Origin of the sequence: Labilithrix sp. (assembly GCA_019637155.1) — a bacterium.
Classification (GTDB): Bacteria; Myxococcota_A; Polyangia; order Polyangiales; family Polyangiaceae; genus Labilithrix.
Map to the genome: position 1 here is coordinate 45,219 of JAHBWE010000020.1, position 25,060 is coordinate 70,278.

18 protein-coding genes are annotated in these 25,060 nt (G+C 70.9%); 6 read left to right on the forward strand and 12 right to left on the reverse strand.

Going from position 1 to position 25,060, the window contains the following annotated elements:
- The first annotated feature begins 107 nt into the window (after nt 1–107).
- A complete protein-coding gene (locus tag KF837_35595) occupies nt 108–1,367 on the forward strand; it encodes a hypothetical protein (protein ID MBX3232704.1) in 1,260 nt (419 codons plus the stop codon).
- A 15-nt stretch (nt 1,368–1,382) separates the two neighbouring features.
- Here KF837_35595 and KF837_35600 read toward each other — a convergent pair whose 3' ends face one another.
- Entirely contained in the window at nt 1,383–3,050 is a 1,668-nt protein-coding gene (locus KF837_35600) for an AMP-binding protein (GenBank protein ID MBX3232705.1), read from the reverse strand.
- A gap of 32 nt (nt 3,051–3,082) precedes the next feature.
- Between KF837_35600 and KF837_35605 the strand changes: the two genes are divergently transcribed.
- Together KF837_35605 and nadA are read left to right on the forward strand one after the other, a co-directional pair.
- Complete coding sequence (locus KF837_35605; GenBank protein MBX3232706.1) at nt 3,083–3,511, forward strand: TIGR02266 family protein; 429 nt, start codon at nt 3,083–3,085, stop codon at nt 3,509–3,511.
- A 25-nt stretch (nt 3,512–3,536) separates the two neighbouring features.
- On the forward strand, nt 3,537–4,511 hold the full coding sequence (gene nadA / locus KF837_35610) for a quinolinate synthase NadA (protein ID MBX3232707.1): 975 nt from the start codon (nt 3,537–3,539) through the stop codon (nt 4,509–4,511).
- A 12-nt stretch (nt 4,512–4,523) separates the two neighbouring features.
- On the opposite strand, the gene KF837_35615 is transcribed toward nadA, so the two are convergent.
- Nucleotides 4,524–5,279: a hypothetical protein gene (locus tag KF837_35615; protein ID MBX3232708.1), complete on the reverse strand. Its 756-nt coding sequence runs from the start codon at nt 5,277–5,279 to the stop codon at nt 4,524–4,526.
- A 267-nt stretch (nt 5,280–5,546) separates the two neighbouring features.
- Here KF837_35615 and KF837_35620 point away from each other — a divergent pair, with 267 nt between their 5' ends.
- The gene (locus tag KF837_35620; GenBank protein MBX3232709.1) at nt 5,547–9,095 is read left to right on the forward strand and encodes an ATP-binding protein; all 3,549 of its coding nucleotides are present in this window, start codon (nt 5,547–5,549) and stop codon (nt 9,093–9,095) included.
- On the opposite strand, the gene KF837_35625 is transcribed toward KF837_35620, so the two are convergent.
- The 8 genes from KF837_35625 to KF837_35660 form a co-directional block, all read right to left on the reverse strand.
- Nucleotides 9,061–10,347, reverse strand: coding sequence for a glycosyltransferase (locus KF837_35625; protein MBX3232710.1), 1,287 nt, complete (start codon nt 10,345–10,347; stop codon nt 9,061–9,063). The genes KF837_35620 and KF837_35625 overlap by 35 nt on opposite strands.
- A gap of 44 nt (nt 10,348–10,391) precedes the next feature.
- Nucleotides 10,392–12,611 (reverse strand): sulfatase-like hydrolase/transferase, encoded by a 2,220-nt coding sequence (locus KF837_35630; GenBank protein ID MBX3232711.1) that lies wholly within the window; start codon nt 12,609–12,611, stop codon nt 10,392–10,394.
- Between the two features lie 52 nt (nt 12,612–12,663).
- A complete protein-coding gene (locus tag KF837_35635; GenBank protein ID MBX3232712.1) occupies nt 12,664–13,419 on the reverse strand; it encodes an ABC transporter permease in 756 nt (251 codons plus the stop codon).
- 705 nt (nt 13,420–14,124) lie between these two features.
- Nucleotides 14,125–15,294: an alanine racemase gene (alr, locus tag KF837_35640; protein ID MBX3232713.1), complete on the reverse strand. Its 1,170-nt coding sequence runs from the start codon at nt 15,292–15,294 to the stop codon at nt 14,125–14,127.
- Nucleotides 15,295–15,563: 269 nt separating this feature from the next.
- Nucleotides 15,564–17,438, reverse strand: coding sequence for an ABC transporter ATP-binding protein (locus tag KF837_35645; GenBank protein MBX3232714.1), 1,875 nt, complete (start codon nt 17,436–17,438; stop codon nt 15,564–15,566).
- Nucleotides 17,435–19,243 carry an ABC transporter ATP-binding protein gene (locus KF837_35650; GenBank protein MBX3232715.1) on the reverse strand — a complete coding sequence of 603 codons (1,809 nt, stop codon included), beginning with the start codon at nt 19,241–19,243 and terminating at the stop codon, nt 17,435–17,437. Before KF837_35650 ends, KF837_35645 begins: the two co-directional genes overlap by 4 nt.
- Nucleotides 19,244–19,300: 57 nt before the next feature.
- Nucleotides 19,301–19,951 (reverse strand): DUF3025 domain-containing protein, encoded by a 651-nt coding sequence (locus tag KF837_35655; protein ID MBX3232716.1) that lies wholly within the window; start codon nt 19,949–19,951, stop codon nt 19,301–19,303.
- Nucleotides 19,935–21,209, reverse strand: a complete 1,275-nt coding sequence (locus tag KF837_35660) for a hypothetical protein (GenBank protein ID MBX3232717.1) — start codon at nt 21,207–21,209, stop codon at nt 19,935–19,937. Before KF837_35660 ends, KF837_35655 begins: the two co-directional genes overlap by 17 nt.
- 69 nt (nt 21,210–21,278) lie before the next feature.
- On the opposite strand from KF837_35660, the gene KF837_35665 reads away from it, so the two are divergent.
- Both KF837_35665 and rsmI read left to right on the forward strand, forming a co-directional pair.
- On the forward strand, nt 21,279–22,565 hold the full coding sequence (locus tag KF837_35665) for an RNA polymerase factor sigma-32 (protein MBX3232718.1): 1,287 nt from the start codon (nt 21,279–21,281) through the stop codon (nt 22,563–22,565).
- A gap of 100 nt (nt 22,566–22,665) precedes the next feature.
- A complete protein-coding gene (gene rsmI / locus KF837_35670) occupies nt 22,666–23,466 on the forward strand; it encodes a 16S rRNA (cytidine(1402)-2'-O)-methyltransferase (GenBank protein MBX3232719.1) in 801 nt (266 codons plus the stop codon).
- Nucleotides 23,467–23,511: 45 nt separating this feature from the next.
- On the opposite strand, the gene KF837_35675 is transcribed toward rsmI, so the two are convergent.
- Nucleotides 23,512–24,036 carry a hypothetical protein gene (locus tag KF837_35675; GenBank protein ID MBX3232720.1) on the reverse strand — a complete coding sequence of 175 codons (525 nt, stop codon included), beginning with the start codon at nt 24,034–24,036 and terminating at the stop codon, nt 23,512–23,514.
- Between the two features lie 43 nt (nt 24,037–24,079).
- Nucleotides 24,080–24,646: an NrdH-redoxin gene (locus KF837_35680; GenBank protein ID MBX3232721.1), complete on the reverse strand. Its 567-nt coding sequence runs from the start codon at nt 24,644–24,646 to the stop codon at nt 24,080–24,082.
- Between the last annotated feature and the right edge of the window lie 414 nt (nt 24,647–25,060).

The window sequence follows — 25,060 nt, forward strand, 5'->3', positions numbered from 1 at the left end:
ACTCCCTGCGCAGGCAAGGTTCTGTATTGAAATGTAAGGAACCGCCTCGTACGACTGGCTCGAAACGAATGATGCGTTCGCGCCCTCGATCCGTCCTCGCGCGATGCATGTTGACGTCGTTCGTCTTGGTCTCCGCCTGCAGGTCGGCAGGAACTCGCTCGCCGGCGACGGGCGACGCTCGCACGGCCGTTTCCCACGAGCACGAGGAGCAGCTTCGATACGAGCTCGACGTGGAAATCGCGCCGCAGTCGCACGAGCTCCGGACCGTCGGATCGTTTCGTGGTCCGAAACCGCGGACGGGATTCTTCCTGAACGAGTCGCTCGCCATCGACGAGCTCGAGGACGCCAACGGCCCGGTCCGCTACCGGCGCAACGGCTCTCGCATCGAGCTCGAACGACCGGTAAGCGCCGCTCGCTTTCGGTACCACGGCCAGCTCGGGCGCGAGGGGAACCGGGACTTCAAGAGCCGCGCTTGGGTTCAGCCGGGCGAAGTGCGGCTCACCGAGATCACGATCTGGTACCCGGTCTTCTATGAAGGGGCGAGCGACGTGCCTTGGCCCCCAGAGCCCGGCACCGGGATCCTGTCCGTCTCGTCGACCGAGAACCTGAGCTGGTTCACGTCCGGGATCCCGATCGGAGCCAACCGGTTCGAGTTTCGGGAGCCGAGCGATCTCGTCGTCGTGGGTGTGCCGTTCGCGTCGGCGACGTATGCCGGCCGTCCAGAGCTCCGCATCGCCTCGCCCCGCCACGAGGCGTTGGCCGTGCCCGCACGATCGACGTGGGATGCGCTCGCCGGCCATCTCGGCCCAGCGCGCACCTCCCTGATCAGCATCGTCGAGTTTCCGGCGACCGGCACGACGAACGGTCTCGCCTTCCTCTCTTCGAACCTCGTCGTCTTGAGCTCCGCGACGTGCAACTACGTCGTCGAGAGGACTCCCCGCGCGCTCCGGGTCGTCGCACACGAGATGGCGCACCGATGGTTCGGCGGAGACCTCCGGCCTGTAGGACCGGGCACCCGGTGGCTCGTGGAGAGCTTCGCGGAGCACTACGCGTGGGTCGTGGTTCGCGAGCAGCTCGGCGACGAGCAGCTCCAGAAAATCGTCGAAGAGACCACGAAGCAAGCAGGCGAGGTTCCGACGAGCATCCTTGCGCTCGGCTGGGAGGACGAACGGGTCTACTCGGCGGGCACCCTCGGTGTGCGGGCGCTCGCCGAACGGGTGGGGCAGCAGCGTCTCGATGACGTGATCCGTCGCATGCACGTCGACCGCGTGCCATGGTCCGTGGCGACCCTCTTCGAGGAGCTTCGAAGATCCGGAGCCGATGTCCGGCAGCTCAGCTCCTTCCAGCGCGACTGGGGGCTGGAGTGAAACCGAGCTCCACGCTCAGCCGACCGCGTGGTCGCGGAGCTCGCGTTTCAGGACCTTCCCCGTAGGGTTGCGGGGGAGGGCGTCGAGGAAGACGAAGTCGCGGGGGACCTTCGGGCCGGAGAGGCGCTCGCGCGCGAAGGTCTTGAGGGTGGGCTCGTCGAGCGTCATTCCGAGCTTGGGGACGACGAAGGCGCGGACTCGCTCGCCCCACTCGCGATCGGGGACCCCGACGACCGCGACCTCCCCCACCGCCGGGTGCTGCTCGAGCACGCCCTCCACCTCGGCGGGGTACACGTTCACGCCGCCGGAGATGACCATGTCGCGCTTGCGGCCTTCGATGAAGAAGCGGCCGTCGCGATCGCGGCGCGCGAGGTCGCCGACGCTGAAGTAGCCGTCGACCATGCTGTCGCTCGTGGCCTTCGCGTCCTTGTGATAGCCGGCGACGAGGACCTGGTTCTTCACGTAGAGCTCCCCCACCTCTCCCGGCGCGACGTCGCGCTTGTCGTCGTCGAGGAGACGGATGTCGTTGCCCGGCACCGCCTTGCCGATCGTGCCCGGCGCCGCGCGGAGGTCCTCCGGCTTCGCGAGCGTCACCATCCCCGTCTCGGTCGAGCCGTAGAGGTTGAAGACCACGTCGCCGTACGCGTCCATGAAGTCGTTCGCGAGCGGGCCCGGCAGCGCCGCGCCGGTGGTGAACACGGCGCGGAGGGAGCGCGCGTCGTAGCGCGCCCGCGTCTCGGCCGGGAGCTCGAGGATGCGATGGAGCATCGTCGGGACCATCGCCGTCGACGTCACCTCGTGCTGCTCGACGAGCGAGAGGAACGCCTCCGGCTTGAACTCGTCCATCAGCACGACCGTGTTCCCGAGCACGTGCGCGAACGTCATGAAGCCGAACGCGGTCGAGTGATAGAGCGGGCACGTCACGAGGTGCACGTCGTCGATGCGCATCGGCGTCTCGTTGATGAACCGCATCGCGGCCGGCATCGTGTCCTTCGGGAACTTGCGCACCGCGCCCTTCGGCTTGCCGGTCGTGCCCGACGTGTAGATCACGATCGCGGCGTCCTCCCCCGCCGCCTCCTCCTTCGCCGCGCGCGGGTCGCTCTCGAGCAGCGCGTCGAGCGTGTCGCCCGCGACGAACACGTTCGCGAGGAAGTCGGACGAGAGGTGCGGCCGCGCCTCCTCGAGGACCGGGAGGAGCTCCTCGTCGAGCGCGATGCCGCGCGCGCCGGAGTGGTTCGCGAGGTACACGAGCTCCGACGCGGTCGAGCGCCACGAGATCGCGACCGACGCCGCGCCGAGCCGCGTCGCCGCCGCGCCGAGCTCGAGGTGCTCGGGGCGGTTTTTCATCATCAGGATGACGCTCTGGTTGCGACCGAACCCGCGCTGGGCGAGGCCCGCCGCGAAGCGATCGATCCGCCGATCGAGCTCCGCGAAGGTGGAGGTGCGGCCGCGCCAGATCAGCGCGGGTTTGTTCGGCGAGTTCGCGGCGTGGACGCGGTAGATCTTCGACGGGTTCTGCGAGCCGCTCGCCATCACCTTCACGAGCTCGGCGAGCCCGGGCTGCGTCATCGACCAGAGCATCCCCGTCGAGCGCGAGAACTCGGCCGCGACGCGGAGGCGGGTGGGCACGTCCCGGAGCTGGTCGACGACGCCGCGAGCGCGAGCGGACAACTCGTTCCACATCCCCACGAACCTATCAGCTATTCTCCGATCGGATGACGGACACGAGCGAGCAGCCGGAGGCGCGCGAAGACGACCGCGCCGCGGTCACGCTGAAGGTCGACTACAAACGGCTGAACACGTTCTTCGCCGACTACACGAAGAACATCTCGAAGGGCGGGACGTTCATCCGGACGGCGCAGCCGCTCGAGCTCGGCACCGAGTTCCGCTTCGAGCTCACGGTGCCGTCCGCCGACACGACCGAAGACGGCGCGCCGAGCGGCGAGATCCGCCTCCAGCTCACGGGCGTCGTGAAGTGGATCGTCTCCGAGGCGGAGGCGACGGTGACGAAGCCCGCGGGGATGGGGATCCAGTTCGTCTTCGCGGACGCGGCCGAGCGCGAGAAGGTCCAGACGATCGTGACCGACCTCATGAAGGCGTCCCTCGGCGAGCACCTCGCGAGGAAGCTCTTGAACGGCGCCTGATCTGCCCTACGTTGGGCTCATGACGATGCGCTCGCTCCCGATCGCCGGCCGCGCCGCGCCGCGACCGATCGATCCTTCGCTCGACCTCGAGGACGAGATCGCGAAGCTCAAGAAGGAGAAGAACGCGGTCATCCTCGCGCACTACTACCAGGACAGCGACATCCAGGACGTCGCCGACTTCATCGGCGACTCGCTCCAGCTCGCGCAGGCCGCGGCGAAGACGCAGGCCGACGTCATCTGCTTCGCCGGGGTCCACTTCATGGCGGAGACGGCGAAGATCCTGAACCCCGACAAGATCGTCGTCGTCCCCGACATGGAAGCGGGCTGCTCGCTCGCGTCGGGCGCGCCGGCGGCGAAGGTGGCGGCGTGGAAGGCGCGGTTCCCCGGCGCCGTGCTCGCGAGCTACATCAACTGCTCCGCCGAGGTGAAGGCGCTCTCCGACTACATCGTGACGTCGTCGAACGCCGAGAAGATCGTCTCGAAGATCCCGGAGGGCAAGCCGATCCTCTTCGCGCCGGACAAGAACCTCGGCGGCTGGATCAACAAGAAGCTCGGCAAGCGGATGGAGCTGTGGCCGGGCACCTGCATCGTCCACGACACGTTCAGCGAGCGGAAGATCATCGCGCTCGAGGCGCGCCACCCGAACGCGCTCCTCCTCGCCCACCCCGAGTGCGACGACGTGATCCTCAAGATGGCCGACTACATCGGCTCGACGACGGGCATCCTCAACTACGCGACGAAGAGCGACGCGAAGTCGTTCATCGTCGCGACCGAGCCGGGCATCCTCCACCAGATGCAGAAGGCGGCGCCGGACAAGGAGTTCATCCCCGCCCCGCCCGAGGCGAGCTGCGCGTGCAACGAGTGCCCGCACATGAAGAAGAACACGCTCGAGAAGGTCTACCTCGCGCTGCGCGACCTCGAGCCCCGCCTCGAGATGGACCCCGCGCTGATGAAGGCCGCGCTCGTGCCGCTGAACCGCATGCTCGAGCTGAGCGCTTGAGCGGCGCCCTCCCTAATTCTTGAACGCGGGGCCGAGCTGGGACTGGCACGCGGCGCGGAAGGCGCTGAGCGGCGGCTTCGGATCGGGCGCTTCGAGGCGCGCGGCGACGAGGCAGCCGGCGAAGCCGTAGACGTAGGGGACGAGGATGGGCGAGTACTGCTCGTCGCCGCGGTCGCAGAAGCCGAGGCGATGGGTGTGCTCGTGGATCCAGTGCGCGGCGACCTCGTAGTTCTTCGCCTGGTCGAACCAGAACTCGCTCGTCTTCGTGATGCCGGTCGGCGACGGATCGGTGAAGCCCGGCGTCGTCGTCGAGCCGAGCTTCACGTTGAGCGTCATCGTCCCGGTCCCGTTGCCGGCGCAGTCGGTCGGGGACGCGCGGAAGAGGCGGTAGACCTCCTCGTTCGTCATCGCCGCGTTGTCGCAACGCGACTCGCGGTAGCCGATGAGCCCGCTCCGCGCGGGGAACGGATCCGGGCGCGAGCACTCGTCGATCGTGCGCTCGCTCCCGATCTGACCGATCGCGTGGTCCTGATCGAAGTGCGTCACGAGGCACTCGAACTCCGCCGACCTCACGACGTCGGCGACCTGCGCGCGGATCCGCTCGCCGCGCCCCTTCTGCGCCTCGTTGCCGTCGAGGTGCAGCGCCACGTTCGGCGGCGCGGCCGTACGCTCCGCGACCGCCGGCGCAGTCGGACACCGCGACGGCGCCGAGCCACATCCGACGAGCACGATCACGGCAACAGGCCCCAACGCGCAAACGGTCTTCACCCATCCCGTTATAGCCAGTCTTCATCCCGGTTCGTTGGCCCCGTCACGACGCGCGACTGGGGCCCCGGGACGCGGCCGCCACAGCGGGCGCGAAGCGCCCCGAGCGCGCAGCGCGAGGGCCGTGTCCCGGGGTGGGGGTGTCGGGGGCGAAGCCCCTGACGATGAACGACTCGTCTGCGGAGATGGCGGCGCGGAGAACGGTGCTGGACGGTTCGTGACAACTGATTTGACCGATTCTGCGGCGGGGTGCAGACGTTCGGATCCCGAATGGTTCGTCGTGTCACGCTGCTGACGTGGGTCGCAGCGGCCTCGCTCCTCGCCTTCCCCGTCCGTGCGCAGGACGCAGGGGCGGAGACCAACGTCTGCAAGCCGATCGAGCGGCAGCTCGAGGCGGCGCGGCGCGCGGCGACGGACGCGCGATCCGAGAAGGAGAGCGCGGAGCACGAGGCGGCGGAGTGCAAGGAGGAGCTCGAGAGCACGTCGGCGCGGCTGCAGCAGAGCGTCGACGCGACGAAGGTCTGCGCGAAAGAGCGCGCCCACACCTGCTCCGCGACGTCCGCCTTCGTCGACGAGCTCACGCGCGGGAAGTCGCGCGGCGGGGTCGAGACCGGCTGCATCCCCTCGGAGCTGCAGACGCGCCTCGACGGCGTCGTCGCGGGATGGACCGGGACCACGACCTGGATCGGCCAGCTCGCCGCGTACCAGAGCGGCGAGAGCGACACGTTCCCGCGTCCTCGGCCCGGCGGCGAGCGCTCGCTCCTCCGCCTCGCCGCCAACGGGCAGCGCACGTTCCAGCGCCGTCTCCTCGTCCACGCGCTGGAGCTCATCGCGCCGATCGAGTGGCGGCGCATCCGCGGAGGCGGGGCGACCGCGATCGACGCGTGGTTCGCCGCGGCCGAGCCGCTCGACGCGACGATCGTCGCGGAGGCGCAGCAGCCGCCGGCCGCGCCGTCCGGGCTCGCCGGTCCGCCGCTGACCGCCGCGCTCCACCTCGTCGGCGCGTTCCAGGTCGCGGCCGAGTGCAACCTCGTGCCGCTCGAGGGCGAGTGCCGCCGCGCGCGGCAGCTCCAGCAGCTCCTCGAGTCGACCGGTCCGCTCGTCGTTCGCCGGCGCGTGCAGGAGATCTGGGCGACCGAGTGCGGCTCGATCTCCGCCGACACGGTCGGCGCGTGGATCGAGGACTTCCCGACCGCCCACGTCAGCGCGGGCTCGAACCCGTGGACCGAGATCGCGGAGGACGCGCACGCGAAGCTGTTCGCCTGCTACCTCGACGACGCCACCGCAGAGGCGCCGTACGACGGATGGCTCTCCGCCAAGCTCCCCATCGCGACGCAGCTCACCGCGGCGAAGCTCCAGCGCGTCGACGCGATCGTGAAGCAGTGGGACGACGCCTCGCGCGCGTCGTCGTGCGCGCGCGCGGTGCGCGTGATGCAGACGATGGACATGCCGTCGCGCTGCGAGCTGCCGAGCGCCAACTTCAAGAGCGCGGTCGAAGCCTGGGTCGCGAGCGGCGCGAAGCAGGACGACTCCAGCGCTTCGCTCGTCGTCTGCGCGCAGTTCGCGCGCCTCCTCTGGGAGGGGAAGGCCGCGTCGATCGACGGCTCGTTCACTCACCCGCCCTCGATCGGCGAGATGGTCGCGACCGATCCCGACGTCCCGCCGACCGCGATGGCGCGCCTCCGCACGCACTGCGAGGAGCGCCGCGGCGCGCCGGCGACGTTCGCGAACGACCTCGGCGTCCTCGCCACGCTCGCGCGCGGCTTCGGCGAAGGCCCCGATCGTCCGCCGTTCCGCGTCGACGCGGCGAGCGGGAAGCCGGTCGAGCTCGTGCGCTTCGAAGCGGCGCAGGGCACCGGCAAGTGGCTCCAGCACGTCGCGCGCGGCGTGACGGCGTGCACGCTCGTCGGGCTCGAGAAGGATCGCTGCAACGTCTGCGCGTCGGCCGGCCCCGGCTCGACCTACGACTGCGCGCTCGTCGCGCGGCTCGAGGAGTCGTGGGCCGAGCGCTCGTCGCGTGCCCTCGGAGCGGCGGGCGTCCTCCTCCTCGCGTTCGCCTCGGCGACGTGGCTCCGCCGCATCCGCCGCGCGCGCGCGACCTACGGCGCGTGGGCGCGCGACACGACGACGTTCTTCGAGGGGATCGGCCTTCGCTGCCGGCCCGATCCGTGGCGCGTGCTCCTGCCCTCGCGCTACGACACGCTCCACGTCACGCTCCCCTCCGATCCGGCGTGGGAGCGCTGGGGCACCGCCGCCGCGCTCGTCCGCGTGCCGCCCGGCCGGCGCGTCCTCGAGCGCGACGTGAACCACGGCGCCTTCGTCGCGCGTCGCTTCGGCGCGTCGGTCGTCCTCCTCGAGCACGACGACGAGGCGTCGTCCGACCTCTCCGCGATCCGCGCGATGCTGGAGTGGGCGGCGAAGGGCGGGAGCCGCGCCGTGCAGATCCTCCCCATCGGCGGCGCGCGCGTGCGCTGGTCGAAGAGCGCGCACGACGTCCTCGATCTCGTCGAGGAGTCCTCCCTCCGCGGGAACCCGTTCGACCTGCGCGGCCGCATCGCGACGTCGACGCACTTCTTCAACCGCGAGCGCCTCGTCTCCGGCCTCCTCGCCGCGGCGCAGGCGGGGCACTGGGTCGTCGTCACCGGCCTCCGCCGCTTCGGGAAATCGTCGCTCACGCTCGAGGTCGCGCGCCGCCTCACCGGACCTTCCGCGTACGTCGACGTCGCGGGGTTCGACCACGAGATCGGGCATCGAACGGATCCCGGCGCGGCCGTCGACGCGATCCTGCGCTTCGTGTGCATGCGCCTCGTCGAGTCCGCGCGCGCGCGCTGGACCGCGGCGGTGATGCCGGAGCCTCCCGGCGAAGGCGCGTCGCTCGACGCGGCCGCGCTCACGAAGTGGTTCCGCGAGCTCGCGCGCGCGTGCCAGAAGGCGGCCGGTCGCACGCCGCCGATCCTCGTCATCCTCGACGAGATCGAGCAAGCCCTCGCGGTGGGACCCGAGAAGCTCGCGCACGCGCTCGACGTCCTCGCGATCGTGCTCGGCCGCCTCAAGAGCGCGGTCGGCGACTCCGCGGCGCTCGACGGCGGCGCGCCGATCGGCGTCTTCCTCTCGAGCGCGCTCCACCCGCTCCTCTGGGCGCCGCTCCGCACCCTCGCGCATCAGTCGATCATGGGCAGCTTCCAGCGCGTGTGCGTGCCGTGCCTCGGGAGCGACGCCGCGACGACGATGATGCGCAGCCTCGGCGCGCGGCAGGGGATCCGCTTCACCGACGCCGCCCTCGCGCGGATGGTCGAAGAGTCGCAAGGCGTCCCGCTGCTCCTGCGCCGCCTCGGCTCGTCGGTGCTCGAGCTGTACGACGCGGAGCGCGCGCGGCAAGGGAGCCTCGGCGCGGTCGAGGTCGGCGTCGAAGGCACGACCGAGGCCGTCCTTCGTGAAGAGCGCGAGGGCTCGCCGCTCCGGGTGTGGGTCGAGAGCGAGATCGCGCCGCGCAACGCGGTGCCGGGCGCGTTGCTCCATCACCTCGCGCAGTCCGAGTCGGTGTCCGTCGACCGCCTCTCTACGCTCGCGACGAAGATGGTCGCCGACGACTTCGTGCAGACCGGCATCGACAAGACGCTCGCGCCGTACGAGCTCGCGCGGCGCGCGGAAGAAGCGGCGCACGTCATCGTGCAGCTGCTCCACGAGAGCGGGCTCCTCGTCCCGCACGGCGACCTCACCGCGCCGGACGGCTACTCGCTGCCGGAGGGCGCGATCCGCCGCGTGCTCCGCCAGCAAGACGCGGTCAGCGAGTCCCCCAGCGCTCGTCCCGCACCGTGAGGAGCGCCCACGGCAGGATCCACTGCAGCAAGAGGACGCTGTAGATCGCGTAGAGCACGCCGTAGAGGAAGCGCGCGCTCCGCTCGATGCGGAGGTAGTAGAGCGCGGTGAACGTCGCGCCGACGAGGAGCGCGATCGTGGAGTGCACGAGCACGTTCAGCTGCGCGTCGAAGACGGTCGGGAGGCTGACGAGGGCATAGAAGAAGAGGAAGAGGCGCAAGTTGCTGACGAGGAACGTGACGACGGGGAGCACGCGGTTCTTGGCGCGGTACCTCGTCAGCATGAACTTCGCGAAGCTGAACCCCTCGACGAGGTAGCTCCGGTCCCAGCGCACGAACATGCGCGACATCTGCCCGTACGTGACCGGCGCGAGCGTGTGCACGACGGCGGTGCGCTGGTAGACGGTGTCGTAACCCTGGCGGAGGACGATGTTCGTGAGCGCCTGGTCCTCGCCGTGGTTGACCGGTCGGCCGAGGAACTTCTGGTCCGCCCACTCGTCGAGGAACGGGAGCACGACCTCGCGGCGGAAGGCGGAGAGCGCGCCAGGGCAGCACGCGACGCAGCGGTAGGTGGACTGCGCCGCGCGACCGAAGTCGAACGCGAGCGCGTACTGCACCTCGAGCATGCGGCTGATGGTGGTGTCGCGGTTCAAGACCGACACGCGCCCCGCGACCGCGCCGACGTCGGGGTCGGCGAGGAACGGCGCGACCATCTCGTCGATCGTGCTCGGGTCGATCTCGCTGTCGGAGTCGATCGTGACGAGGATCTGCCCCGTCGCCGCGCGAAAACCCGCGACGAGCGCCTCGCGCTTGCCGCGGTTGCCGGTGAAGCGAACGAGCTTGATGATGCCGGCGTGCTCACGCCGGAGCCGCTGCATGTGGAAGAACGTGTCGTCGCGCGAGCCGTCGTCGACGACGATGATCTCGAGCAGGTCCTTCGGGTACGCGCACGTCGCGACGGAGCGGATGCTGCGCTCGACCATCGGCCCCTCGTTGAACGCGGGGATGACGACGCTGACGCGCGGACGCGGCTTGCCTTCGGGCGCGGTGAACGGCCGGTACCGGAGCCACAGCACGCTGAGGAGCGCGGTGTAGAGCGACTGCACCACGACGACGACGCCGACCGGATGCGAGAGCACGCCGAGGAGCGCGTCGCGGATCTCGTGCGCGTGCGTGGCGTGGCGCGGGACGAAGAGCATCCAGCCGATGCTCACGAGCGCGCCGACGAGCGGGAGGAGGCCCAGCGAGGCCACCAGTGTCTTTCGCACCATCCGGCCCACGCCCGTCGGAGCATAACCTAGTTCGCGCATGGATCTCCTTCGGCGTGCAGCAGCGCCGAGAGGCACGCCGTGACGGGCACGAGGCTCGGGGTCACGGTCTCGCGATCGCCGCGCGTGTTGAGGAACACCGAGTCCTCGTAGGGCCGCGCACGTGCGCCGCTGCGATCGAATGCGACGAGCTGGCTCACGCCGTTGATTCCGGCGATGTACGCGTCTTTGGCCTCGCGGAACCACGGGCTCGTCACCTGCCCGCCGAGCGTGTGCCAGCGCGCTGCGGCAGGGAGGCTCTTCACGTGCGGCTCGGAGGCGAGGAGCGCGAGGACGAGCGAGGGGATGTCGTTCTGGGAGAGCGGCCCCGCGTCGAGCGCGCGCTGCGCCCTCGTGAGCGCGGCCTCGAGCGCGGCGCGATCGCGGACACGCTCGCGCAGCGCGGCGGGGAGGACGATGGCGAAGGGGATGCGCGCCTTCGCGTCGTCCGACTCGGAGCCCTCCGCCGGTCCCCACACGTACCCCTCGCCGGTGGAGTGATCGGCGGCGAGGACGACGATCGATCGCGCGGTGAGCTCCAGCGCGTCGAGCTTCGCGAAGAAGCGTTCGACGGCGGCGTCGGTGTACGAATACGTCAAGAGGCGGGGGCGATCGTCGCGGCCGGCGCGGTTGGGCGTGCTCGCGAGCGCGCGATCGACGCGAAGGGCGACGTCGGCAGGGAGGTCCTCCGGCGCCGCGAACGGCGAGTGGTTCGAGAGCGTGGTGAGCATCACGTAGCGCGGAGCCTCGCCGCTCTCCTTCACGCGCTTCGCGACGCGCGCGGTCGTCTCGTCGACGAGCGCGTGATCGGTCACCGCGTCCCAGGCGCCCTTCGGCGCGTCGGCGGGGAGGTCGGCCTGCGTGATCTGCTCGCGGACGCCGTGCTCCGCGAAGAAGGCGCTCATCCCGTCGAAGGTCGGATCGGAGCCGTAGTAGAAGCTCCCCGCGAAGCCGGCGTCGGCGAGGACGTCGGCGAGGCAGCGCACGCGGATCGGCGGCAGATCGCGGATGAGGCTCAGGTTGTACGGGAGCGTGCCGAGGCCGCACGCGAGCGCGCCGAGGCCCTGCGCGGTGCGGACGCCGGCCTGGTACGTCGCGCGGCTCGCGAGGACGCCCTCGGCGCCGCGCTTCGCGTAGAGGTCGTCGACGAACGGCGCGACGTCGTGCGCGGCGTGCGGGTTGAGCGCGCGGAGATCGTCGCCGCGGAAGCTCTCGAGCGTGAGCTGCCAGACGATCGGCGCGGAGCTTTCGCTCTCTCCTTCTCTCTCGCTCTCGCGCGCGAAGAGCCGGGCGGAGACCTCCTCGAACGCGCGGACGAGCTCCTCGCCGCGCGCGTCCGCGATCGGCCGCTCGCGCGCGCGATCGAGCGGGCGCTCGTGGGGATGGTGCCGGCAGGTGTCGTGCTTCGAGGTCGCGGTCGCGGGAGGCCAGCCGAGGAGCGCGGCGCCGATCGGCTCGAGCTTCGGCGCGAGCCTCGCGTCGCGCACGAGGTCGCGCGGCGTCGCGCGCTTTCCGTAGAGGAAGAGGTCGGCGACGCTGTCGGTCATCGCGCGGAACGGATCGCCTACCGTGGTCCCCTTCGCGGTGACGGCGGCGAAGAGGCGGAGCACGAGCGCGGCGGCGAAGAGCGAGAGCAGGAGCCCGGTCCGCCACTCGCGCCAGGCGAGGGCGTCGCCCGCGCTGCGGCGGCGGAGGTGGCGCGCGAGGAGCGCGAGCCCGAGCGCGCCGAAGAAGAGCGCGGGGATCCAGTAGACGTCGTAGCGGAGGTAGCCGAGCGTGGAGCGGAGGAACACCACGCTCGTCCCCTGCGCCGAGAGGTCGAACACGGTGGGGTACGCGCCGCGCTCGTGCTTGAACTCCTGCGCCGCGATCCCGAGGACCCAGAGCGCGACGCCGAGCGGGACCGCGGCGAGCATGCCGCCCGCTCGTTGCCAGCGCCGCCCGCGGACGCGCGCGACGAGGGACGGCGCGGCGGCGGCGACGACGAACACGAACGGCGCGACGACGAGCGCGACCGCGGCGAGGTCGCGGAGGATGCCGCCGAGCAGCCACGCGATCTGCGCGCCGAGGCCGTCGGCGATGCGATACGCGCCGGCCGCGCGCGCGGGCGCGAGCGCGAGCGTGAGGTACAGGAGCGTCGCGCCGCCGCACGCGAGCCCGCTTCGGAGCGCGGGGTCGCGCAGCGAAGGCGGGAAGCGAGGGAGCGCCACGAAGCAACACCTCTACTCGCGGCGCGCCTCGCGTCGAGCGAGATCGGACGAGTCACACGTCCGTCATGACCGACGTCGTGACGTAGTCCGCGGCGAAGATGGCGACGATGCTCGCGACGACGGCCTTCGCGGTCGCCTCGCCGACGCCGCGCGCGCCGCCGGAGGCGAAGAAGCCCTTCTTGCAGCAGATCGTGCTGACGATGAGGCCGAAGAGGGCGCTCTTCACGAGCAGCATCCGGATGTCCTCCCATTTGATGAACTGCTCGATGCGCGCGAAGAAGGTGCCGGGGTCGATGCCCTGCCACACGACGCCGACGAGGTACGCGCCGAACATGCCGGCGATGCCGAAGCCGAGCGCGAGGAGCGGCAGCGTGATGAAGGTGGCGAGGATGCGGGGGACGACGAGGTACTGGATCGGGCTGACGCCCATCGTGGTGATCGCGTCGATCTGCTCGGTGACGCGCATGTTGCCGAGCTCGCTCGCCATCGTGCTCCCCGCGCGCGCGGTGACGACGACGGCGGCGAGGACGGGCGCGAGCTCGCGCGCGAGGGCGAGCGCGACGACGCCGCCGACCATGCCCTCGGCGGAGAACTGGCGGAACCCGATGATGGAGCTGAGCGTGAAGGCCATGCCGGTGAACATGCCGACGAGGCCGGCGATGAAGAGCGATCCGGCGCCGATGAACTCGATCGCGTTGAGGAGCTGCGCGACGCGGAGCGGCGGCCGCAGGAGCCACCCGACCGACTTCGCGAAGAGGAGGATCGTCGCGCCGAAGTCGTCGAGCAGATCGAGCGCGGGGTCGAAGATCAGATCGATGAACGCGATGAAGCGATTCGGCTTCGGAGCATCGATCGACTCGGTCTCGGCCACGGCGGCGGGACTATACCCCTCGCCGCCTCACGCACGCGCATGAAAGCGTGCGAAGCACTCGCTCGGCTCGCCCCGTGCTATCTCTCGAGAATGTCGAACACGCTGCGCGCCCGAGTGAGGGGAGGCCGGCTCGTGCTCGATGAGCCGAGCTCGCTCCCAGAGGGCACCGAGGTCGAGCTCATCCCTGCAGACGACTTCGACGATCTCGATCCCGCCGAGCGCGCTCGCCTCCATGGCTCTCTCGCCGAGTCGATCCGAAAGCACGTGCCCGGCACAGGCGTTCCGGCGGACGAGGTCCTCGCGAGGATTCGAGCGAGGCATTGAGCTTTCGGATCGAGCTCACCGAGGAGGAGCTCGCCGACGAAGACCCAAGTTTGGGACGAGGTCGAGGGCAAGCCTGTGCGCAAGGTCGTCACCGCGCTATGGCACGGCACGCGAGGGAGCGGGCCGCCACTTCCGTAGATCCAATCGAGAGAGTGGCGGACCTGACATCGAGGCGGCGGGGGGTGGGGGCCACGCGGTGAGGGGCGGGCGGGGCACGGGGTTGCGGCGGGACCTCGCCCACGAGAGGACGGTGGCAGCGCCGCACGGAACGACCTTTCCGGTCAGAAGGCGCCGGTGCAACGTCCTGAATAAAGAAGATTAGGGCTCGCGGTAGAAGCGGGGGACGCGGCGGGAGATGGAGGTCAGGACCTCCCAGGCGATCGTGCCGGCGTGGGTGGCGAGCTCCTCTGCCGTGATCGCGTCTTTGCCGTGGGGGCCCTCTTGCGCGCCGAGGACGACGACCTCGTCGCGGAGGGAGACGTCCGGGATGTCGGTGACGTCGATCATCGACATGTCCATCGAGACCGCGCCGACGATGGGGGCGCGCTTGCCGCGGACGAGCACGTCGCCGCGGTTCGAGAGCTGGCGCGAGAGGCCGTCGGCGTAGCCCATCGGGAGCGTCGCGATGCGGGTCGGGCGCTTCGCGCGGAAGAGCGCGCCGTAGCCGACCGGCTCGCCGACCGCGACCGCGCGGAGGTCGACGACCTCGGAGCGAACGCGCATCGCGGCGCGGAGATCGGGGAGGTCCCGCGCGAGCGGGGAGACGCCGAACACCGCGACGCCGGGGCGGACCGCGTCGAAGAGCGCCGTGCAAGACGCGCTCGGAGCACCGTGCTCCGTGCAAGACGCGCTCGGAGCTCCGAGCGCCGGGCCGCCGAGGATCGCGGCGCTGTTCGCGGCGTGGCGGATGCTCGGCGCGATGCCGGCGCGGGCGAGGCGGCGCGTCGCCTCCTCGAAGAGCGCGACCTGCGCCGCGGTCGCGGCGGGCTCGTCGGCGCACGCGAGATGCGTCATTAGCGCGGAAATGCGAATTTCTGGGAAATTGGCGGCGGTGGCCGCGAACGCCTCGAGCTCGGGCATGCGGACGCCGAGGCGCGCCATGCCGGTGTCGATCTTGAGGTGCGCGTCGACGGGGCGGCCGGTCTGGCGCGCCGCGCGGGCGAGGCCCTCGAGGTGGGAGCGATCGTAGACGACCGGCACGACGTCGCGCGCGAGGAGCTCGTCGTACGCGCCGCCGTAGTAGCCGCCCATCACGAGGATGGGCGCGCGGACGCCCGCGTCGCGGAGCTCGACCGCCTCCTCCAGGAGCGCGACGCAGAAGCCCTCCGCGCCGGCGCGCTCGAGGGTGCGCGCGACCGCGGGCGCGCCGTGGCCGTAGCCGTCGGCCTTGAGGACGGGCCACACCTTCGCGCGGCCGGCGTGCCGCGACACCACGCGGAGGTTGTGGCGGAGCGCGGCGAGGTTCACCTCCGCGCGGGTCGGGCGCACCGCGTCGGCGGGGGCGGCGCGGCGCGGCTTGAGGACCCGCACGCTGTCGGGCGCGTCCGTGCGGCGGCGGCTCGGCAGGGCCGGGCTCGATTCGCGATCCTCGATGTTCTTCGCGCTTGCGTCCATGTTCTCGAAGCGAACGCTCGGGGGCCGCCGCGTCTTCGCGACGGAAAGCGTCCAACGTCATCACGAATGTCACGGCCGGCGTCAAGAGACAAAGATTTCGGCATCTTTCACTCCTCGACGGCCCCCATTCGGACGGGCCTACGCTACGGCGCCGCGGCGGCGAGCGAGGTGCTCTTCCGCTCCGCCGTCTCCGCCTCCTCGACCGCGAACTGGAAGCGGTAGAGCTTCGCGTAGATGCCGTCCTTCGTGAGGAGCTCGTCGTGGGAGCCTGACTCGACGATGCGGCCTTTGTGGAAGACGACGATGCGGTCGACGGCGCGGATGGTGGAGAGGCGATGCGCGATGACGAGCGACGTCCGGCCCTCGACGACCGCCTCGAGCGCGGCCTGGAGGCGGTGCTCGGTCTCGGAGTCGATGCTCGCCGTCGCCTCGTCGAGGATGAGGAGCGGGGCGTCGCGGTAGAGCGCGCGCGCGAACGCGAGGAGCTGGCGCTCGCCCGCGCTGAAGTTCGCGCCGCGCTCGTCGACCTTCGCCTCGAGGCCGCCGGGGCGCTTCGCGAAGAGGTCGTAGGCGCCGATGCGCGAGAGCGCGGCCTCCACCTTCGCGAGGTCCGGCGTCGCGTCGCTCATCGCGACGTTGGAGGCGACCGTGCCGGAGAAGAGGAACACGTCCTGCGGGACGACGGAGAACTGCTCGCGGAGGTCGCGGCGGTCGTAGGCGTGGACGTCCTTGCCGAGGACGCGCACCGTGCCGGACTCGTGATCGTAGAGGCGGAGGAGCAGGCTCGTGACCGTCGTCTTCCCTGCCCCCGTCGCGCCGACGAGCGCGATCTTCTCGCCGCGCTTCACGTGGAGGTCGATGTCCTTGAGGACCGGGACGCCGGGCTTGTACGCGAACGTCACGCCCTCGATCGCGATCGCCTCGTCGGGGGCGCCGTGCTTCGCGACGTCGGACGACGTGGGGTCCGGCGGCGCCTCGAGCGCGTCCTCGTCGAGGAGCTTGAAGATGCGCTCCGCGCCGCTCATCGCCGACTGGAGCAGCGTGTAGCGCTGCGCGAGCATGCTCACCGGCTCGAAGAACTGCTTGATGTACTGCGTGAACGTGACGACGAGCGGGAAGGTGATCGTCGCGTCCTCGACCCGCTCGAGGCCCGCCCACCAGAGCACGCTCGCGATGCAGACCGTGCCGACCATCTCGATCGCGGCGTCCATCACCGCCTCGTAGAAGATGCTCTGCTTGTTCGCGTCGCGGTACTCGACGTTGATGTCGTCGAACTCCGCCGCCATCGTCGCCTCGCGCGCGTAGGCCTGGACGACCGGCATCCCGGAGACCTGCTCGTTCAGGAACGCGTTGAGGCGCGCCGTCTTCACGCGGATGTCGCGGAAGGCCTGCCGCGCGCGCTTGCGCACGTAGACGACGATGACGCCGACGACGGGCAGCGCCGCGAACGCGATGAGCGACATCCGCACGTCGAGGATCAGCATCATCACGACGATGCCGGCGAGCGCGACGAGGTCACCGAGCGCGTTCAGCGCGCCCGACGCGAAGAGCTCGCCCACCGCGTCGACGTCGTTCGTCGCGCGCGTGACGAGGCGGCCGACCGGCGTTTTGTCGTAGTAGCGGAGCTCGAGGCGCTGGAAATGCTCGAAGATGCGGACGCGGAGGCCCGCCATCGAGCGCGCCCCCGCGATCTGCATCGTGTACATCTGCACGAACGAGACGAGCTGCGTGCCGATGACGAGCACGGAGAGGATGACGCCGTACTTCAGGATCTCGTCCGACGCGGAGGCCTGCGCGCCGGCCATGATCTTGCCGAGCATGAGCGGGCGGACGAGGCCGAGGCCCGCCGTCACGACGACGAGGCCGACCGAGACGAAGAGGTAAAGCGCGTGCGGCCGCATGAACGGCCAGAGGCGGCGGAGGAGCTTCGCGTCGTAGGCGCTCCCGAGCTGCACCTCCTCGTGGAAGTCGCGGACCGTCTTCTTCTGCGCGGGCGCCTTCTGGGCCTGTGCGGTCATGCCGGCACCGCCTCGGCTTCGAGCTTCGCGAGGTCGTCGAGCTCGCTCTTCGCCGATTGCTCCTTCGCGAACGCGGCGTAGAGCTTGCCGTTCTGGACGAGCTCGTCGTGGGTGCCGTGCTCGATGACCTTGCCTTCGTCGAGCACGAGGATGTCGTCGCAGCGCGAGGCGGCCGCGACGCGGTGCGTGACGAGGATGACCGTGCGCTGCGCGGCCTGCCGCTCGATCGCCTCGAGGATCGCCGCCTCCGTCTTCGCGTCGACCGCGGAGAGCGGATCGTCGAGGACGAGCACCTTCGGCTCGCGCACGAGCGCACGCGCGAGCGCGATGCGCTGCTTCTGCCCGCCGGAGAGCTGCACGCCTCTTTCGCCGACGACGGTGTCGAACTGCTCCGGCAGGCCGAGCGCCTCCTCCAGCACCTGCGCCTCGCGCGCGGCGTCGCGGATGCGGATCGTCGAGGGCTCGGAGTCGGGATCGTCGAGCGAGAAGCCGACGTTGCGCGACACGGTGGTGGAGAAGAGGAACGCGTCCTGCTGCGCGTAGCCGACGTTCGCGCGCACGGCAGAGAGCGGGAGCTCGTAGACGTCCTGGCCGTCGACGAAGACCGCCCCCTTCGGGGTCGGGAGGAGGCGCGCGAGGAGCATCGCGATCGTGCTCTTGCCCGCGCCGGTCTTGCCGACGATCGCGATCGACTTGCCGGCCGGCACGGTGAACGAGACGTCGTCGACGACCTTGCGCTCGCCGTACGCGAAGGTGAGGTGCTCGACCTCGATCGCGCCGTCGACGTGAGCCGGCTGCGGGAGCGGGCCGTCGACGATCTCGGGCAGCGCGTCGAAGACCTGCTTGAGCCGCACCCAGCCCGCGCGTCCGCGCTGGATGATGCCGAGCGCGAAGCCGATCGCGATCATCGGCCACGTCATGCGCGCATAGGCCATCCAGAACGCGAAGAAGCCGCCGCGCGTGATGCCGCCGTCCTCCGCCGCGCGCCCCATGAGCGTCGCGCCGTACCAGATGAACGCGAGCGAGCCGATCGACGCGGCCGCGCCGACCATCGGCATCATGATCCCGCGGAGGCGCGCGAGCGAGAGCGAGGCCGCGAGGTAGTCCTCGTTCGCCGCGTCGAAGCGCGCGCGCTCCCGCTTCTCGAGCGCGAAGCTCCGCACGACGCGGACGCCGGCGAGGTTCGTCTGCAGCACGTCCGAGAGCTTGCCGAGCGCCTCCTGGTTCGTGCGCATGCGCGAGAACATCTGGCGCGAGAAGTTCCGCGTCGCGAAGAACATGAACGGGAGCATCACGAACGACGCGAGCGTGAGGCGCCAGCTCACGTTCACCATGATCTGGAGCGCGCTCGCGAACGCGAAGGCGACGTTGACGATGTTGAGGACGCCGAACCCGAGGAGGAGACGCACCTGCTGGAGGTCGCCGGTCGAGCGGCTCATGATCTCGCCCGCCGACATCGTCCGGTAGAACGCGGTCCCGAGGCGGTGGAGGCGATGGAGGAGCAGCGCGCGGAGCTCGTATTCGGCGTCGCGGCCGGCATTGAAGATGAACCACCGGCTGCCGACGCGGGCGAAGAACGACACGAACGCGAGGACGAAGATGATGACCGCCGGGCGCGTCACCGTCTCCGGGTGGCCGCCGAACACGCCGTCGATCGCCTGCTGCGAGAGCCAGTCGATGCGGTTCAGGCCGATCTGGAAGCCGGCGAGGAGCACGGTGCCGACGACGTACGCCGGCACGTGCCGCCGGAACTGCCCGCCGAGCGTCGTCGGCAGCGTGCTCGGATCGAGGCGGTTCGCGGGCATCGGGCGGCGCCGGTTCCATAGCAGAACGGGCGGCTCGGTTGGATGCCCGAACGGATCTCAGAGCGTGTCGGGAGAACGAAACCTCGTCGGGTCGTCGAGCATCGAAGCGAGCTCCTCGTCGGCGGTGTCGACGGCGCCCGCGAGCTCGACCGCGCGGGAGACCATCGCGGGCTGGCCGAACACGTGGCCTTCGTAGAGCGCGTGGCCGAAGAGCATCGTGCGTCCCTCGACGAGGAGCACGCCGCCCTCGTCCACGAGCGCGAGCGCGTCTTGCTCCCGCGTGCGCGCGTTGGGGAGCTGCGTCGCGCGGGGCGGGATCCAGCGCTCGATCGCGGCGTGCTGCCGGCGGTGGAGCGCCGTCTTCGCGCGCGGGAACGTCGCCCACACGAGCGCGTTCAGGAAGTCGTGCCACATCCGCGGGCGGGTCGGGACCACGCGGTCGTGGGTGATGCGCGCGTCGTAGAGCTCACGGCGATCGATCTCTCCGCGCGGGCGTCTTCGCTTGAGGGGCGCCTCTTCGAAGCGGACCGGCGCTTCACCGGCGAAGAGCTGGTTGTACTCGGCGACGGCGGGCCAGTCGTCGTGCGCGGAGAAGAGCGAGGCCGCGCGCGCGATCGGCCAGAAGTCCTCGTGCCGCGTGTAGAAGCGCGCGTCGAACGCGGTCCGCTCCCAGCGGACCTTGCGGATCCGGTCAGCGACCGCGGGCATTGCGCGGGCGGCGGTGGGAGGAGGCGAGCATCGGGCGCGAGCCGTCCGCGGCGGGGGCGAGGTCCTTCAGGTCGAGGGTGGTGACGAGGAGGCCGAGGCGCACGCGCGCGCGTTCCTTCGGCGCGAGCTCCTCCACCACGCCGAGGCGGTTCGAGAACGGGCCCGCGAGGACGCGGACCTTCGTTCCCTTCTCGATCGCGTGCGAAGGCGCGGCGACCTCGGTCGCGGCGGCGCGGGCGCCGCGGGCGCGGAGCGAGGTGGGGAGGATCGGGCGGCGCGGCGGCGCGGGCGCGGCCTGCTTCGTCTTCGCCGCCTCCTCACGCACCTCGTCGCTGCGCTTCGACGGGATCGCCTCCGGCTCGATGCGGCGCCGCGCGTCCTCGCGCTCGCGCCGGGTGCCTTCCTTCCGCACCGGTCCCTTCCGCACGCTCTGGCGCCGCTGCCGGCGCTCCTCGCGACCGCGCTCGCGCCGCTCTTCTGCGCGGGCGCGGCGCGCGCGCCAGGCGCCGCGGCGGGTCGCGTCGATGAGGTCGTTGTCGGGCGCCCACGCGATCAGCTTGTACGCGAGCGCGATCGCGACGAGCGCGTCGGCGAGGAGCTCGTCGATCTCGTTCGCGTGCGCGAGCGCCATCTCGCGCTTGACCGACCAACCCATCCAGAGCGGACGGCGCGAGCGCTGACTGTCGTCGAGGAGCGCGCGGATGTCCTCCGCGGTCGCGTTCTGCGCGCGCGGGAAGTGCGGGACGCCGAGGACGCCGATCGCGAACTCGTCGGGCATCATCTCGAGCAAGGTCGTGAGCTCGAGGAGCGCGGTCGGATCGGCGATGCGGGCGCGGAGGTTCTTCACGTCGGCCTCCGCCTCCGGGTTCAGCTCGAGGCTGACCGCGACGTGCACGCTGTCGATCGTGAGCGCGAGGTAGGCGTGCGAGCGGAGCGGATCGAGCTCCGGCTCCGTCCGCGGCACCGAGCTCCGCGCGAACGCGTCGCGCACGAACATCACCCGCTGCGCGATCGTCCGCGGCGCGCCGGAGGAGAGGTGCTGCTCGACCTCGTCGGGGACGACGACCTCGACCGGGAGCGCCATGTCCGCGAGGCGCGACGCGAGCAGGCGCGCCCACGACTCGATGCGCTCCCGGAGCACGCGCCGCTGCGCCGCGGCGCTCGGCTGCGGATGCCGCGCAGGTGTCCCGCGCGGCTCCAGAAAGGCGTCGAAATCCGCGCTCGTGAGCTTCAGCGCGCCCGTGGCTGACCCCTGCACGACCCGGCCAGCCTACCGCATTTCCTGCTCTTACGCCTCTCTTGACACACTGCGTCATAAGCCCTACCGATGGGGCATGCCGTATCAAGCCCGCTCCCCAGGAATGCATGGTGCCCACGACGTGCTGTCTGCCATGACGATCGCGGTCGCCCTCCTCGCGACCACGCTCCTCTATACATGCACCACGCGCTGACCCATGGTAGACCCGCCGTCGTGCCGCGCGCGAAGACCACAGCAGCAAAGAAGGCTGGCGCCAAGCGCGGCTCCGGATCTGCTTCGGAGGCGCCGCCGCCGGACGACGAGTCGAAGCCGAACGTAGCGTCGGACGAAGACGAGGACGGCGGCGACGCCGAGCCGGCCGGCGTCGACGACGAGATGGCGGGCGGGGGCGGCGACGACGCATTCGTCGAGGCCGAGCGCGACGAAGAGGAGGCCGGCGGCGACGCCGACGACTCGGTGGCGAGGTCCGCGCCGCTCTCGAAGGCGACCAGCTCCGGGATGGAGCGGCTCGACCCGATGGCGGCGTACCTCCGCGAGGTGCAGCGTCATCCGCTCCTCACGCCGGAGCAGACCCACGAGCTGGCCGCGAAGTTCGTCGAGACGCAAGACCCGCGCATCGCCGCGCAGCTCGTGACCGCGAACCTCCGCCTCGTGGTGAAGATCGCGTACGAGTACCGCCGCGCGTACAAGAACATCATGGACCTCGTGCAGGAGGGCAACATCGGCCTCATGCAGGCGGTCAAGCGCTACGACCCGTACCGCGGCGTGAAGCTCTCGAGCTACGCGGCGTGGTGGATCCGGGCGTACATCCTGCGGTTCATCCTCAACAACTGGCGTCTCGTGAAGCTCGGGACGACGCAGGCGCAGCGGAAGCTGTTCTTCAACCTGCGGAAGAAGCGCGCCGAGCTCCAGGCGATGGGGATCGATCCCACGAACGCCGAGATCGCGAAGCAGCTCAACGTGCCCGAGGCCGACGTCGCCGAGATGGACGTGCGGCTCGCGCAGAACGAAAAGTCGCTCGACGCGCCGGTCGGCGACGCGGACGGCCGCGCGATCGCGAAGGTCGACATGATGCCCGCCGCGGGCGCGGGCCCCGAGACGCAGATGGCGGACGAGGAGCTCCAGGCGCTCCTCAAGGACAAGCTCGCCGACTTCCGCAAGACGCTCGAGGGCAAGGACAAGGACCTCGCGATCTTCGATCAGCGCCTCGTCGCGGACGATCCGCTCACGCTCCAGGACCTCGGCGACAAGTTCGGCATCTCGCGCGAGCGCGTGCGGCAGCTCGAACAGCGCCTCCTCGGCCGACTCCGCGACTACCTGAAGCGCGAGATGGGCGACGCGACCGACGCGTTGTGATGGTGAAGTCGCGCAGGCCCTGTAGTCTCGAAGCGTGAGCGTCGAGAAGAAGCCGGGGACGCTCTACGTCGTCGCGACGCCGATCGGCAACCTCGGGGACATGTCGCAGCGCGCGATCGAGACGCTGAAGAGCGTCGATCGCATCCTCGCCGAGGACACGCGGCAGACGCTGAAGCTGCTCTCGCACTTCGGCATCGGCGGCAAGCCGCTCGACGCGCTCCACGCGCACTCGCCCGATCGCGACGTCTACCGCGCGGCGGAGGCGCTCGAGAAGGGCGCGACGATGGCGCTCGTCACCGACGCCGGCACGCCGAGCGTCTCCGATCCCGGAGAGTCGCTCGTCGCGAAGGCGATCGCGTGCGGCGTCACGATCGTGCCGATCCCGGGCGCGAGCGCGGTCCTCGCCGCGCTCGTCGCGAGCGGCCTCGCCGGCAACGGCGGCTTCCGCTTCGTCGGCTTCCTCCCGCGCGACGGCGCGAACCGGCACGCCGCGATCGCGAAGGTGTGCGCGACGGCGGAGCCGGTGATCCTCTTCGAGTCGCCCGAGCGCACGGCGGAGACGCTGGCGGAGCTCGCGACCGCGATGCCGGGGCGGCCGTGCGCGGTGGCGCGGGAGCTGACGAAGATGCACGAGGAGATCGTGCGCGGCGCGCTGACGGAGCTCGCCGCCCCGCGCGAGTGGCGCGGCGAGATCGCGATCGTCCTCGGCGCGTGGCAGCCGGAGGCGCGCGAGGACGAGGTCACCGAGGCCGCGATCGACGCGCGGATCGACAAGGAGCTCGCGAACGGCCTCCACTCGAAGACGATCGCGGAGCGGATCGCGGCCTGGAGCGGCCGCCCGAAGCGGGAGATCTACGAGCGCGTCATCGCGCGCAAGAACCTCCGCCGCGACGAGGAGTGACGGCCCGGCGGGGCCTCACGCGCCCGCGCTTCGTCATGCGCTTCGTCATGCGCGGAGCTGGCCGATCGGGAGGCCGGTGGCCGACGAGATCGTGTCGAGGAGCTGTTGCTCGGCGCCCTGGACCGGGACGTCGAGGACGCGGCCGGAGCGCGTGACGACCGCGACGACGCGCTTCTCGTTGCGCTGCACGGGCAGGACCTGCATGACGTCGGAGCGGGCGGTGAGGAGGGCGGCGTCGGGTCCGTAGTACGCGAGCCACGTCGGGCCGACGAGGAGGCGGCCGCGCCCGACCCGGACCGCGTGCGTCTCGGGCCGCGCGAGCTCCTGCTCCGCGTGCGCGATGTGCCGGCGCCGCTCCTCCGGGCCGAGGCCGAGGTTCATCATGCCGCGCGTCGGGTCGACGAAGACGCGCGCGCCGAACGTCGCGAAGACGATCGCGGCGAGCGCGCAGACGGTGATCGGCGCGGAGGCGATCGCGCCGAGGACGCCGCCGGCGATGACGGCGACGGCGGCGAGCGCGAAGAAGAGCGTGCCGCGGCGACGCTGATGGACGAGGAAGTCGAGCTTCACCCGACCTCGTGGACGAGGGGCGGGCACGGCGGCGGGCCGTGCATCACATCTTCGCCTGGAGAGCGCGTTCCATCGCGCGTTCGTCGAAGCCGACGAGGATCTTGCCGCGCACGTCGATGATCGGGATCGAGCCCCCACGCATGCCCGCGGCTTCGAGCTTCGACTGCATCTCGCGCGCGGCGGCGCTGTCGGCCTCGATGTCCTTCTCCACGAACTGCACGTGATGCGCCTTCAGGTACGCCGCCGCCTGATGGCAGGGGCCGCACCACGAAGCGCCGTAGATGATGACGGTCGGCCGCTCGGCGCCGGGGAGCACGCTCGCGGCTCCGCGCGCCTCGAGCACCTTCTTCCCCGCGGACTGCCGGCGCTCGATCGCGATCTTCTCGAACTCGGTGCGGCTCATCGTCTTGACGGGGTACCTGCCGTCCGCGCCCGCGGCGCGGAGGTCGGCGACGAACACGTCGTCGAGCTTCGGCGGGTCTTTCACCGGATCGGCGACGCGCACGACCTCGCGCGCGGGCTCGGGCACGGCGGCGACCTTGGGCTCGACGTGGAACTCGCCTTTGTCGTCGATCCACGTGAAGAGGAGGTCGCTGCTCTCCTCGGTGATGACCGGAAGCGGCGACGGCTCGCCCGCCGGCGGCCCCTTCCGCTTGCAAGCCGCGAGCGCGAGCACGAAGAGAAGGACGAGGAGAAACGATCGAAGCGAGACCACGCTGCCCCGAGGATGACCCCGCAACGGCCGCGCGACAAGCTTCTCTCAACGTCGGGGGCTTCGCCCCCGACACGGCTCTCAACGTCGGGGGCTTCGCCCCCGACACCCCCACCCCAGACACGGCCCTCGCGCTGCGCGCTCGGGGCGCTTCGCGCCCGCTTTCGCGGCCGCTTCTGGGGCCCCTGCTCGACGTTGCGGCCTTGCGCTCCCGCTTGCGCGGTCGCTTCTGGGGTCCCTCTCGACGTCACGCCCTGCTGCAGCGCTCGCGCTTCGCGCCTGCTCGCGCGGCCGCTTCTGGGGCCCCTGCTC

Excerpts from the sequence above, each read along its gene's own strand:
- KF837_35645 (MBX3232714.1), bottom strand. The coding sequence starts at position 17,438 with ATGACCGCACAGGCCCAGAAGGCGCCCGCGCAGAAGAAGACGGTCCGC.
- nadA (MBX3232707.1), top strand. The coding sequence starts at position 3,537 with ATGCGCTCGCTCCCGATCGCCGGCCGCGCCGCGCCGCGACCGATCGAT.
- rsmI (MBX3232719.1), top strand. The coding sequence starts at position 22,666 with ATGTCGCAGCGCGCGATCGAGACGCTGAAGAGCGTCGATCGCATCCTC.
- KF837_35620 (MBX3232709.1), top strand. The coding sequence starts at position 5,547 with ATGGTTCGTCGTGTCACGCTGCTGACGTGGGTCGCAGCGGCCTCGCTC.
- KF837_35595 (MBX3232704.1), top strand. The coding sequence starts at position 108 with ATGTTGACGTCGTTCGTCTTGGTCTCCGCCTGCAGGTCGGCAGGAACT.
- KF837_35665 (MBX3232718.1), top strand. The coding sequence starts at position 21,279 with ATGGGGCATGCCGTATCAAGCCCGCTCCCCAGGAATGCATGGTGCCCA.
- KF837_35655 (MBX3232716.1), bottom strand. The coding sequence starts at position 19,951 with ATGCCCGCGGTCGCTGACCGGATCCGCAAGGTCCGCTGGGAGCGGACC.
- KF837_35605 (MBX3232706.1), top strand. The coding sequence starts at position 3,083 with ATGACGGACACGAGCGAGCAGCCGGAGGCGCGCGAAGACGACCGCGCC.
- KF837_35600 (MBX3232705.1), bottom strand. The coding sequence starts at position 3,050 with ATGTGGAACGAGTTGTCCGCTCGCGCTCGCGGCGTCGTCGACCAGCTC.
- KF837_35650 (MBX3232715.1), bottom strand. The coding sequence starts at position 19,243 with ATGCCCGCGAACCGCCTCGATCCGAGCACGCTGCCGACGACGCTCGGC.